Genomic DNA, 13,426 nt, shown 5'->3' on the forward strand with positions numbered 1-13,426 from the left:
GCTACTTCGCCTTTCTTTTTATTCTGCTGGTTTTTCTTGATTTCCAGTACTTGTTGTAGATTCTGTTGTTTCCTTTTCTGAAGCTGGTTCAGCAGGTTTAGAATCTGTTGTATTGCTTGGTTTGTTTTCGTCCCTTGCAGTTTCACTGTTAGATTCTGCAGCCACTGATGTTTCAGTTTCGGAACTTGTGTTCTCACCATTTGACTCGGCATTTGTCGCTGGAGTTGCTTCTTCACTTGAGCTTGATTTTGACTTGATTTCTTGATTCAAGACTAGAATAGCTTTTGTCAATTCAAGTAAAGCAGCTTTATCTTTACTCTTAGCAGAAAGTTGATCTAGTAAAGCATCTACCTTATCAAAGTCCGCATCAGAACCCTTGTTGTTTTCTAAATAAGAGTGAAGCGACATGAGAATATCGTAGAGTTTTTGATAGAGTACTAGTGTCTGAGGGTCTTGCTCAGCATTTTCCTTTTCTTGTTGAAGGGCGCTAGCGATACGAGTCAAGACATCTTTTACCTGACTGTTTACTTCATCCAAGTCCGCATCAGCCTTGTTTGTGGCAGCTTTGAGATTTTCTACTTCTTCTGCCAAGGATTGTCTGATTCCTTCTTCTTGGATTTGTTCTAAGAGTTGATTTGCCTTGCTCAAGAGGCTTTCTACTTCTTCCTTGCTAACATGATTGACATGTTCTTCAGGTATAAAGTCTCCGTACAATTCTTTCAAGAAGCCATAAATAGCTGTCTTGGCAGTTTGATTATCAACTTTCTCAGTATCTAAAACTGTTTGAGTCGATTTAGCAGTAGTTGGTTGAGCTTTCAAAGCTTCTTCCACTTCTTGTTTTGCCTGATAGATGTTTGGGAATAATTTGTTCAATTCCGCTGCCTTTAAGAAGGATTGAGATTGATACAAGGTCCAAGTCAACTGAGCCACTTTGTTTCGAAGTTCATCACTCAAACGACCGTCATTTACGTGTTCGTAGAAAAATTTGATGTATTCTACAGTTGTAACACCTGTTCGATCATTGAAGTCTTGAAGAGCTTGAAGTTGTGATTCAACCGCTACTAAAGCAGCTTCATCTTTAGCCAACTTAGCCTCTTGGAGTCGAACGAGAAGGTCTTTCTTTGGAAGTCCATAAGAGTCTGTATCCAGTGTATTGATTTTATCAATCAAGGCCTGATATTTCTTATCTAAAGCACTTGTTTCAGTAGGTTTGACACTTTCATCAATATGGATATATTGCTTATCAAAGAGATCAAGGGTTGCAAGATAACCTGCTGTAGAGTTAGTTGCAAGTTTCTTCATGTTTTCAGTAAACTGACCTAAGGCTAACTCAATCTGTCTTTGTTCGATAGGCTTGTCTTTGTAGATACTTCTGCTATCAGCTAGAAGTTGATCTACTTTTGCCAAGACTGCCTTCTCATCAAAAGCTCCAGGTTGATAATTGGATTGTAGGGCTGGAATCTTGTTTTTCAAAGCCACTTCATATCCCTTAGTTTGAACCTTGATGTAGTGATTATGGTCGCCATGAGGAATCACAAAACTACCATTTTCTACCTGTAAACTATAAGGAGACACACCATCTCGCAAAGCAGTGGTATAGAGTTCATTTAGGAAATCAAGTTCTGGATTGCCAGTTTGTAGCGGAAGACGCACATGTTCCTTACGAACAGCATATGGGTGGATATGAGTTGGATCGTAGGCTTGGTCTGGATTTCCAAAGACAAAGAAACCGTTTGAAATTCTAATCGCTTCAAGTGGAACACCGTAGGTCTTTGAAATGTAAGCCATTTTTTCTTCATCGCTAGCATCTCTTGAGAAAGACTCTACCGTTTTAGCAAGAGGTTTTAAAGGCTCTGCATCATGATGTGTTTTCAAATGATCTTGCGCTGCCTTAATTTGCTCTGCTGTCAAATCTTTCTTGAAGAAGTAATGATTATGGTCACCATGACTCATGACAAAACCTTGCTCATCCTCACTTATGACACGATCGGCATCAAAACCGTGATCATGGTCTTCATCATGATGGTGTCCATGATGATCTTCATCGTGATCGTCATCATGAGCTGGATTTGGTGTTGCTGTATTTGCCCCTTTCAAGTGGTCTTGCGCTGCCTTAATTTGCTCAGCTGTCAAATCCTTCTTGAAGAAGTAATGATTGTGGTCACCGTGACTCATGATAAAGCCTGATTCATCCTCACTGATGACACGATTAGCATCAAAACCGTGATCATGGTCTTCATCATGATGGTGTCCATGATGATCTTCATCGTGATCGTCATCATGAGCTGGATTTGGTGTTGCTGTATTTGCACCTTTCAAGTGGTCTTGTGCGGACTTGATTTGATCAGCAGTCAAATCCTTCTTGAAGAAGTAATGATTATGGTCGCCGTGACTCATGATAAATCCTGAGTCATCTTCAGCAATAATACGATTAGCATCAAAGCCGTGTCCACCTTCTTCATGTTCCTCATGTGAAACACCAGGATTGATTGGAAGAGATGGCGAAGGTGTTGTTAGACCATTATTTGGAAGAGTCGGTTGACCAATTTGATTCGACTTAGGAATGTAATGGAAATGATCACCATGTCTTACAATATAAGCTGTGGCTGTTTCTTCAACGATATCTTTTGGATTAAAGATATAACCATCAGATGTTGAAGAAATTTCCTTATTTAACGTTGAAGAAGCTTTATTCAATATAGATGGATTACTTGGAAGACTTCCTAGACTAGACGCTACTTCATGAGGTTTTTCATTTATAGAAACTGTAGAACCAGTTCCACCGATAGGCACCATTCTAGCAATCTTTTCTTCTAAAGGAGAGAGCTTGCTGTAAGGAATAAAGTGATAATGGTCACCATGCGGAATCGCAACTCCATTTGGTGTACGACTGATAATCTTAGCAGGGTCAAAGACCAGACCATCTGATTCACTGTAACGTTTGTCGCTAGGTGAATCGTAGAGTTCTTTCAATAAACTTTGGAGATTTTCAACTTTGCTTTCTGGCTTGCTAGTTAATCCTTGCACTGTAGATTGAGTATTATTCTCACTAGCTGTTGAAGAATAGCTTAGCTGACTCGGTTGCGTATTTTTGCCAGCTAAATGAGCTTTTGCTGCTGCTAACTCACTAGAAGACAAATCACTTTTTGGAATATAGTGATAGTGACCTCCATGAGGAACGATATAAGCATCACCCGTATCTTCGATAATATCAGCTGGATTAAAGACATAACCATCATCTGTCGTATAGCGTCCCTGAGACCTTGCTACAGCAACATCAGAGCTGACCTTCTCATTATCTTTGACATGTTCTTGTTTTTGACGGTTGATTTCATCTTTAGTTCGAATATTATCAGCATGAGCTGCATCTTTCAGGTAGACATAATATTTTCCATCTACCTTGATGATATAACCACCCTTGACTTCATTGACAATATCTCCATCCTTAAGTTGATAGTTTGGATCCTTCATCAAAAGTTCTTCACTAAAGAGGGCATCATAAGGAACTTTCCCGTTATAATAATGATAGTGATCACCGTGTGACGTCACATAGCCCTGATCTGTAATTTTGATGACAATTTGCTCAGCCTGAATTCCTTCTTTCTGGCTAACCTGATCTGGTGTCAAGTTTTCAGTTTTCTGACTTGACTGACTGCCATCCACATAAGAGACACGATTATTGTCCTTATTTTCCTGCGAGCGATGCTGGTTCAGTGCATAGGCGCAAAGACTCAAGGATACGATAACAGCTGATCCGGCTGCAATATACTTTTTACTGAATTTCATAAATCCCTCATTTCAATAAATGATGAAGCTTTTCTTAACTTCTTTTTCTCGGTTAAACAGTTTTTCTAAACTGGTTATTTAACCAATTAATTAACCAGTAAATAGTTTACCTTTTTTAAGTTTATCTGTCAAGATTTTTATGTCATTTTAAAAAAATAAAAGCCAGTATTGCTACTGACTCTTACATCATATTGATTTAATAGGATAAACTTATGCTTCTGGTTTCGTCGTAACTGACTCACTACCTTTTAACAAAGCAAGTAGTTTCTCTGCTTCTGCCATGATGCCATTATTATCCATGGTTTGAAGACTCAGATTATTTCGTAAACCAGATAGGCTCTCTGTCACATTGTCTTTCAAACTAGCATCCGTTACTTTAGCAAGTAGAGCTTCTACTTCTTTGAGTTTGGCTTCTACTTTTTCAGTCTCTACTTGAGGAACTTTAGCCTCATCTGTAGTATCTTCAGCTTCTTCCTCTGTCTCTTCCGTATCAGTGCTTGGTTTATAAAGATTATCTGCTGAAGGATTTAAACCTGCGTGATTCTCTTTTTCATCAGATTCAGGGCGAGTTGGTTCACTTACTTCATCATGTTTCTTATCTTCATCAAGTTTACTGTCTTCTGGCTTATTTTTACGAACATGGTCGCTGGCATTTCCCCAACCATTATCTGAGTGAGGACGTTCGTCTGGATGTTCTACATAATATTTTACAGTTGCAAAGAGATCCTCAAGGCTATAACCCTTAGGTGCCTCATAGAGTCCTTCGTCAAACCAGCCAAATTTAATGTTATGGTAATGATCATAATGGGGAATAATCAAGCTTCCGTTTTTGACTTCAACAGTATGTTGGAGATTGTAAGGCATGTGATCAAGTGGAACCTTCTTAGCCGCCTTCACTTTATTATAGATTGCTTCTACTCCTTTAACCTCAGTATTTCCTGATCCCTGATTATCTGTCGAAGGAGGCGTCAAACCTTTCTCTTTAGCATAAGCCTGAGCCGCTGCTCTTTCAGCTTCAGACAAGCTCTCTTTCTTAATCCAATGACTATGGGTCATATGCGGAGTTACATAAGCATCTCCCTCATCACTGGTAATATCACGAATGTCAAAGATATACCCATCTTCTGTTGTATACTTACCTGCTAATTTCGCTAATTTAATTTCAACATCTGTATAAGCAATTTGAGCATTTGGTTTTCCGAGACGTTCTGGATGGGTAATTGGTGCTAGGAATGCTAATAAATCATCTACCAATTTTCCTTTATTAGAAGATTCATCATTCAAGCGTTCTGCTAATTTGTCTAAGGCTTGGAAATCAGAAGTACGACCCTTATTTTCAGACAAGGCTTTATGAGCCTCGGCCAATAAATTATATGCTTTATCATAAAATTCTTGGTCACGAGGAGCGACATTTTCTTTCTTCGCAACTAGATCGTGTGTTTCTTGAGCTTTCTTAGACAAGAGATTTTCAATAGCATCAATCTTATCCTTGGCCAGGTCTTTAGCTAGAACATAACGACTGACTCCCTTATCCTCGAAAATATAACCGTCGCCAACTTTTCTAACAACCTGGTTGACATTAAATTCTGTCGTTTTATTTTCCACTGGTGCTAGAGTTTTGGTAGTAGGCGCTGGCTTCAGTGGTGTGACGCTTGGCAAGACACTGCCATTTTGTCCCTTGACAGCTATCATACGAGCCAATTTTTCTTCCAAAGGTGACATTTGTGAATAAGGGATAAAGTGATAGTGGTCTCCGTGAGGCACTGCGACACCATTTGCAGTACGTTTGATGATTTGTGCCGGATCAAAGACTAATCCATCAGATTCCACATGGCGTTCTGATAAAGGTTTGGCATACAATTCACTTAAAAGTGTTGGGATATCTTCCCCTTGATTTTGATGATAAGTTGGAGTGACAGTTAGATTTGGAGTCTCTGTCAGACTTGGTTGAGCTGGTTTAGCATTATCACTACTTGGATTACTTGAACTTGTGGCAGAATGTGAGCCCTGTTTCCCATTCCAATAGGCTTGGGCTGCAGCCAATTCTCCTGCTGACAAATCACTCTTCGGAATATAGTGGAAATGATTGCCGTGCGGTACAACAAAAGCGTCACCTGTATCTTCAATCACGTCTGTCGGACTAAAGACATACCCATCATCTGTTGTATAGGCTCCTCCAGTTCCTCGATTCGGTGCCGGCGTATTGAGATTAAAGTTTGGTTTAATGGTTGAACTTGGTGTTGAACTTGTTTTCTCAGAGCTGCTTGGTTTCGTATTGTCAGAATGACTTTGAACTGGCTGACCTCCAATTGGTAGATTTCGAGCCAATTTTTCTTCCAAAGCAGACATTTGCGAATAAGGAATGAAATGGAAATGATCTCCATGAGGAACCGCCACACCATTTGCAGTACGTTTTGTAATCTGTGCTGGGTCAAATACTAATCCATCAGATTCCACATGACGTTGGCTAAGGGGCAAAGCGTACAATTCTTGAAGGAGACTAGCTAAATCCTCATTTTGACTCTCAGGAGCTACTGCAGGATTTTGAGGAGACTCAGATTGACTCGTTCTCACACTAGATCTTGTTTCAGCTCTGCTTGAACGATATTCAACTGTACTTAATTGACCACCTTTTCCAGATAAGAAGGCTTGCGCAGCAGCTAATTCACTAGCAGATAAGTCACTCTTCGGAATATAGTGGAAGTGATTGCCATGAGGAACGATATAGGCATCACCCGTGTCCTCAATGATATCAGATGCATTGAAAATATACCCATCATCCGTTGTATAGCGTCCTTGAGCTCTGGCTGCAACAACCGCTTGATCGTTTGAACCGCCACCGTGATTACTACTATGTTCCTGCTTCTGACGTTTAATCTCTTCTTTTGTCCGAATATTGTCCGCATGAGCCGCATCCTTAAGGTAAACATAGTATTTCCCGTCTACCTTAATCACATAACCACCCTTGATTTCATTGACAATGTCTGCATCCTTCAACTGATAATTCGGATCTTTCATCAGCAGTTCTTCACTGATGATAGCGTCATAAGGAACCTTGCCATTATAGTAATGATAATGATCTCCATGAGAGGTCACATAACCTTGATCCGTAATCTTGATAACAATTTGTTCGGCGTTGATTCCCTCTCTCTTACTTACTTCATCTGGTGTCAAGTTCTCTGCCTTTTGACCAGCCTGATCACCATCTATGTAAGCTACTCGATTAGAATCTTTCTTAACTTGACCAGCTTGGTAACGACCAAGTTCATAGGAACAAACACTTAGGGCAAGAACTGCCACTGAACCCGCTACATATTTTTTATTGATTTTCATTCTTTCCTCATTTCAATTCTTCTGCTAAAACACTCATATTTTCTTCAAGATTTTCTAAATAGGTCTTGTCATTTTGTGGGTCTGCCTCTAAAGGATTCAGAGTTTTAAGCCCCACACCTGTTGATTTGACAAGAGTTTCAGCTACTTTTGAAGAAGCGTTACTTTCTGTAAAAATCGTTTTAACCTTATAGGTTTTAACAAATTCCTGAATTTCTGTTAGTTGTCTTGGACTTGGTTCCTGTTCAGGAGAGATACCAGCGATTCCAAGTTGATTTAATCCAAATCTCTTAGCAAGATAAGAAAAGGCTGTATGCTGTGTTACAAAAGTTTTCTGACTCGCTTTTTCAAATTTAGGCTGGAATTTCTTAGTTAATTCTTGAGCTTTTTTGATAAAGGCTTGCGCATTTTTTTGATAAGTTTCTTTGTGCTCACTATCAACCTCTGAAAGTTTATCAGCGATAATTTGGGCTTCTTCACCAGCTTTTTCAGGATCTAGCCAAGTGTGAGGGTCATAGAGCGTTTTTTCATCAACTCCATCACCTGCTTCCACATCTTCTAGCCCTGGGACGCGGTCTAAAGTCATTCCCTCTGAAGCCTCTAAAACCTTAACTTTGGATTTTTTAAGATTGGGGTCCAGACTTCCCGCCCAAGATTCAAGCGTATGCGAATGGTAAACAAAGACATCTGCATCATAGATGGCTGCGATATCATTTGCTGAAGGTTCAAAGGAGTGAATCCCACTACTTGACTGAATCATCCGAACATCATTCAAGTCACCAGATACTTCCTTGACCATAGCATAGACAGGATAAAAACTTGTTACAATTTTCATCCCTTTCCCTGTCTGACTTTCCTTCTGCCCACAAGCACTTAAACACAAAAGAAAGACACTTAACAATACTAAAAATAAACTTTTTTTCTTCATAGATAACTCCTTAACTATTTAATTAACTGGTAAACATTCTACTCCTAAAAATTTAATCTGTCAAGCTATTTTTAGAAAAAATTTGAAATTTCTTTCACATATAAAAATCTGCTGAGTTTCAATAACTCAACAGATTCTCACTTTATTCTTCTATGGTAGAATGCTTATAGCCATAAGAAAAGTAAATGATACTTCCTATCAACAATGCAACTAGGAAAGCAATCCAGGTTTCCATATTATACTGCAACATAAAGGATAAACAAATGATGATTGATAAAATAGGTAATAAGGGTACTAATGGTGTTTTAAATTCTCCAGCTTTGGGCATTCCTTTTTCTTTCCGTAAACGAATCAGACCATAAGCCAGCATGATCAAGTAGGCCAAGGTACAAATATTTAAGAAGGCTGCGATACTAGCAAGAGGGAACATTCCTGCTGCTACTGCTGAAGCTAGACCGGTCAAGATAGTAGCATTTTTTGGTACCTTGCTTGTTTTGGTTAGTTCTTTAAAGGTAGCAGGCATCAAGCCGTCACGCGCTAAACTGTAAATCATACGCGATAGGGCATAGGTCATCGAGATACAAACCGTAATCAAGGTCAAAATAGCCACTAATGACACATAGTTGGCTGCCCAACTAATCCCAATGCTGCGAAGAGCAAAGGCAACGGCATCGTCGACATTTAGGTGACTATAGTGAACCACACCAGTCAAAACAAGAGTCACCAAGGCATAAAGAATAGTTACGATAGAAAGCGATAAGACAATCCCTCTAGGAATATTTTTTTGAGGAGTCTTGACCTCATCTACAGCCATAGAGATGGATTCAAACCCCAAAAAACCAAAGAACATCAAGGACGCCCCAGCCATAATACCCGTACTAGCACCATATATTTGGCCAAAACCATAAGGGGCAAAATTACTCCAGTTATCAAGTTTGATATGCCAAATTCCTACTAAAACAAAGAGAGCTAAAGCGGAAAATTTCAAAATCACTAGAATAGAATTAAAGCGTAAGGCCGCCTTAGCATTAAGTAAAACCAGCGAGGTAACTAGAACCAAGACAAGAATAGGCAATAAATCAACAAATGTCCCTGCTTGAGGATTAAAGGTACCATTTAAAACCTGAGGAAGGGCTATCCCGTATTGAGAGAGAAGCCCTTTAAAATACGCTGCCCAACCCGAAGCCACACCAGATATGGCTGTCATGAATTCCATCATGGTTAACCAACCAGCCAACCAAGCTGGGAATTCTCCTAAAATAGCATAGAGATAGCTGTAGGCACCACCTGTAGCGGGTACTCGCGAAGCAAATTCTGCAAAAAAGAGGGCTGATAATCCCACACACAAGGCAGAAATGACGATTGAAATCACTAGCGCTGGACCCGCTAGAGTTGCGGCTGCAGTACCTGTTATAGTAAAGACACCTGTCCCTACCATGGCTCCGATACCTAACAAAATCAAATCCCATAACTTCAAATGCCTGTGCATCTCCGTTTTATCCAAACTAACATTCTTTGTTCTAAATATATTCATCTTTGACTCCAAAATAAAATGATGATTCTATTTTACCATAAATATAGGATATTTGTGAATATTTATAAAATAATTTTCTAAAAAAATCTGACTACTCTCTTGTAATCAGATTTTTATCTATTCTAGTTCATTTCTTTAAAGGCTGCTTCTGCATCCGCGTTGCTAATAACACCAAATTGTATCTTTCCAATCTTTCCTTGACTGTCAATCAGGTATTCTGTAGGAATGCTTCGAATTTGATAAGCTTGGAATGTAGTTGCTTTTGTGTCATAAAGAACTGGGATATCCTTATAGCCTTGATCTTGGAACCATTGTGGGAATTGCTCGACAGTTTTTTCACCTTGAATTCCTGGTGCAATGACACTAAGAATTTCAAAATCACGATCTGGTTTCGCCGCTAATTCCATCAACTCAGGCATACTTTTCTTACATGGACCACACCATGAAGCCCAAAACTTCAAGTAGACTTTTTTCCCCTTATAATCAGATAACTTAACTTCTTTACCATCCATAGATTGCAAGGTGAAGTCTGGAGCCTCTTTCCCAACAGCAATTTGTTGTACAGGCGTTTGTTGCTGCTGTTTTGGGGCTTGTTGTGGAGCTTGAGTCTTTTTAGTCTCTTCCTCACCACAGGCTATCAATACGACTAATGACAAGAGGCTTAAGCCAGCAAACATTACTTTTTTCATCTTTTTCTCCTTTATTCAAAAATTCCAGCTAGAACATTTACTTGTCCTAATAGTAATAAAATTCCCATTAAAATAATGAGTAAACCACCAATTTTCTTCAGTAGCATCATATGACGTTTAATTTTACTAAAATAAGGCATTACTACACCTGAAGCTAGAGCCAAAAGCAAGAAAGGAATTGCCATCCCCAGAGTGTAAATCAAGGTATAGATTGCACCTTGCCAAGCGCCATTTCCTCCAGAAGCCGCAAGCGCTAAAACAGAACTCAAAACAGGACCAATACAAGGCGTCCAACCAAAGCTAAAAGTAATACCGAGTAAAAAGGCTGACCAATAACGATTAGCTTCTGATTTCTTAAAAGTAAAGCTTTTTTGAACCTCTAATTTCTTAAAATGAAAAATTTCCATCTGGTGAAGGCCTAAAATGATAATAATTGTTCCCATGGTATAGCGAAACCAATTGGCATAGAGAATATTACCAAAGTAACCAGCACCGAATCCTAGAATAAAGAAAATGAGTGAAATGCCTGCGATAAAGCAGAGAGTTCGAATCAGACCTGACCAGGCAACCTTTCTCCCAAACAAAGAAAAGCTTTTTGCACTTTCCTGATCATCCAGCAAAATTCCAGTATAAACAGGTAACAGAGGAAAAATGCAAGGGGAAAAGAAGGACAAAATCCCTGCTAAAAAAACGGAGATTGAAAATACTATCGTTTCCAATAAAAAACCAACTTTCTTAATAATTCTAATTCCATTTTACTATAATCAATTTCATTTGTATGATTTCTGCTACGCAATTTGAATTAGCCTGTATTTGAAAGATTTGTTCCGGTATTAGTTCATTCACATTCTGGCCCTTTTTTGCCCCCTATACACAAAAAAAGCCTACTGCCCAAGCTAGAAAGCTTGATACAATAGGCTTTTGGAAGGTTGATTATTTAACAGCGTCCTTAAGAGCTTTACCAGCTTTGAATGCTGGAACTTTAGAAGCTGCAATTTTGATTTCTTTACCAGTTTGTGGGTTGCGACCTTTACGTGCAGCACGCTCACGAACTTCAAAGTTACCAAAACCAATCAATTGAACTTTTTCACCAGCTGCAAGGTACTCAGTTACTGCTGCGAATACAGCTTCAACTGCTGCTGCTGAGTCTTTCTTAGTCAATTCTGTAGCTTCTGCTACTTTAGCGATCAAATCTTGTTTGTTTGCCATGTTAATGATTCCTCCAATTTTATTTCTAATTAACAAATATAATCATATCCTAAAATCCCTTTTAGGTCAAGTTAAAAACGCTATTTCTTCCCATTTTCTTTATTTTTTTAGGAATGGTAACGTACTAAAATAGCCCAAGCATTCTCACCCGTGTGAGTTTGAATAATAGAGCCTGTTTCCAAAACAGAAATTGGCTTTTCAACATAAGCTTGTAAACTTTCTTTCATCTCTTTTGCCCAATCAGCACTACCAGAATATGAAATTCCAATCTCTGCTACAGAACGTTCAGAGAGTGATGTTATCAACTCATCTAACCATTTTTTAAAGGTTTTAGCTCCACGACCTTTAACGATTGGTTGCAATTCATGGTCTTTCATTTGCATGACAACTCGGATATTGAGAAGAGAACTCAACAACCCAGTTACACGGCCAATTCGTCCACCTTTGACAAGATTTTCTAAAGTTGAAACACCAATATAGAGCTCTGTATGGTTTTTGACCTCTTCTACACGAGATAAGATTTCCTCCAACTCTTTGCCTTCTTGTGCTAACTTCGCAGCCTCAACAACTTGGAATTTCAAGGCTTGGTCAGTGAAAGAACTATCAATAACTGTCACATCGGCAGTAGATAAGCTAGCACCTTGACGTGCCGCTTCTACAGTACCAGAAAGGGCATGAGACATATGAATAGCAAGAATCTGGCTACCATCTTTGCATAGGTCTTCAAAAACTTCAGCAAAGACACCTACAGGTGGCTGACTTGTTTTCGGAAGATTCTTACTTGCTTGCATCAACTGAAGAAATTTACCTTCTTCTTTCAAATCCGCATCAGAATAAACAACATTATCAATCATTACAGATAACGGAACAACAGTGATATCTAATTGTTTTACTAGTTCATGTTCAATAGTAACAGATGAATCGGTTACAATCTTAATTTTTGTCATAGTATCAATCTTTCTATTTTAGGATTCAGATTGGTTTTCTTACTTTTAATTATATCAAAAAAAGATTAAAAATCCTAATGGAGTCATTCAAATTTTCCTTAAAAATTTGATATAATCTACTTATAAGAAAAGAGGTCCCTATGATTAAAAAAATTTATCCCATTTTAACCATTTTACTAGGTGCTGCTATTTATGCTTTTGGTCTGACTTATTTTGTAGTTCCTCATCATCTCTTTGAAGGAGGGGCGACAGGTATTACCCTCATCACCTTTTATCTTTTTAAAATCCCTGTTTCTCTTATGAATTTGCTGATTAACATTCCCCTTTTCATCCTAGCTTGGAAAATATTTGGAGCAAAGTCCCTCTATTCTAGTTTACTAGGAACCTTAGCCTTGTCCGCCTGGTTGGCCTTTTTTGAACGTATTTCCCTTCATATTGATCTTCAAGGTGATTTACTAATCACTGCCCTTATAGCTGGGATTCTATTGGGAATTGGTCTTGGAATTATCTTTAATGCTGGAGGTACAACTGGTGGTACTGATATTGTAGCTCGTATTCTCAACAAGTACACTCATATATCAATGGGAAAACTGCTCTTTATCTTAGATTTTTGTATTCTCATGCTCATTCTCCTAATCTTCAAGGACTTGAGATTGGTTTCCTACACGCTCTTATTTGATTTTATCGTTTCGCGTGTCATTGATTTGATTGGCGAAGGTGGCTACGCAGGTAAAGGATTTATGATTATTACCAAACGTCCTGACCAACTTGCTAAGGCGATTAATGATGACCTAGGTAGAGGCGTTACTTTCATCTCAGGTCAAGGTTATTATAGTCAAGAAGATTTAAAAATCATTTACTGTATTGTCGGAAGAAATGAAATTGTGAAAATGAAGGAAATGATTCATCGAATTGATCCTCAAGCCTTTATAACTATTACAGAAGCCCACGAAATCCTTGGAGAAGGATTTACCTTTGAAAAAGAATAAAAAGAGGTCTTGTA

9 protein-coding genes are annotated in these 13,426 nt (G+C 38.6%); 1 reads left to right on the forward strand and 8 read right to left on the reverse strand.

What is annotated here, in order from left to right; genetic code table 11:
• Nucleotides 1-18: 18 nt before the first annotated feature.
• The 8 genes from ACLNCW_RS03195 to ACLNCW_RS03230 form a co-directional block, all read right to left on the reverse strand.
• Nucleotides 19-3,786: a pneumococcal-type histidine triad protein gene (locus tag ACLNCW_RS03195; protein WP_424845357.1), complete on the reverse strand. Its 3,768-nt coding sequence runs from the start codon at nucleotides 3,784-3,786 to the stop codon at nucleotides 19-21.
• Nucleotides 3,787-3,996: 210 nt separating this feature from the next.
• Complete coding sequence (locus ACLNCW_RS03200; RefSeq protein ID WP_424845358.1) at nucleotides 3,997-7,119, reverse strand: pneumococcal-type histidine triad protein; 3,123 nt, start codon at nucleotides 7,117-7,119, stop codon at nucleotides 3,997-3,999.
• Nucleotides 7,120-7,126: 7 nt separating this feature from the next.
• Nucleotides 7,127-8,044: a zinc-binding lipoprotein AdcAII gene (gene adcAII, locus ACLNCW_RS03205; protein WP_004254291.1), complete on the reverse strand. Its 918-nt coding sequence runs from the start codon at nucleotides 8,042-8,044 to the stop codon at nucleotides 7,127-7,129.
• A 142-nt stretch (nucleotides 8,045-8,186) separates the two neighbouring features.
• Entirely contained in the window at nucleotides 8,187-9,578 is a 1,392-nt protein-coding gene (locus ACLNCW_RS03210) for an APC family permease (RefSeq protein ID WP_084924362.1), read from the reverse strand.
• A 122-nt stretch (nucleotides 9,579-9,700) separates the two neighbouring features.
• Nucleotides 9,701-10,267 carry a thiol-disulfide oxidoreductase-associated lipoprotein SdbB gene (gene sdbB / locus ACLNCW_RS03215; protein WP_033685134.1) on the reverse strand — a complete coding sequence of 189 codons (567 nt, stop codon included), beginning with the start codon at nucleotides 10,265-10,267 and terminating at the stop codon, nucleotides 9,701-9,703.
• A gap of 11 nt (nucleotides 10,268-10,278) precedes the next feature.
• On the reverse strand, nucleotides 10,279-10,986 hold the full coding sequence (gene ccdA2 / locus ACLNCW_RS03220; RefSeq protein WP_237446838.1) for a thiol-disulfide oxidoreductase-associated membrane protein CcdA2: 708 nt from the start codon (nucleotides 10,984-10,986) through the stop codon (nucleotides 10,279-10,281).
• 214 nt (nucleotides 10,987-11,200) lie between these two features.
• Nucleotides 11,201-11,476, reverse strand: coding sequence for an HU family DNA-binding protein (locus tag ACLNCW_RS03225; protein WP_001284640.1), 276 nt, complete (start codon nucleotides 11,474-11,476; stop codon nucleotides 11,201-11,203).
• 107 nt (nucleotides 11,477-11,583) lie between these two features.
• Nucleotides 11,584-12,423, reverse strand: coding sequence for a DegV family protein (locus tag ACLNCW_RS03230; protein ID WP_371484043.1), 840 nt, complete (start codon nucleotides 12,421-12,423; stop codon nucleotides 11,584-11,586).
• Nucleotides 12,424-12,563: 140 nt separating this feature from the next.
• On the opposite strand from ACLNCW_RS03230, the gene ACLNCW_RS03235 reads away from it, so the two are divergent.
• Nucleotides 12,564-13,412 (forward strand): YitT family protein, encoded by an 849-nt coding sequence (locus tag ACLNCW_RS03235; RefSeq protein ID WP_424845359.1) that lies wholly within the window; start codon nucleotides 12,564-12,566, stop codon nucleotides 13,410-13,412.
• Nucleotides 13,413-13,426: the final 14 nt, after the last annotated feature.

Origin of the sequence: Streptococcus sp. CL6.22 (assembly GCF_049738055.1) — a bacterium.
Taxonomy (GTDB): domain Bacteria; phylum Bacillota; class Bacilli; order Lactobacillales; family Streptococcaceae; genus Streptococcus; species Streptococcus mitis_DJ.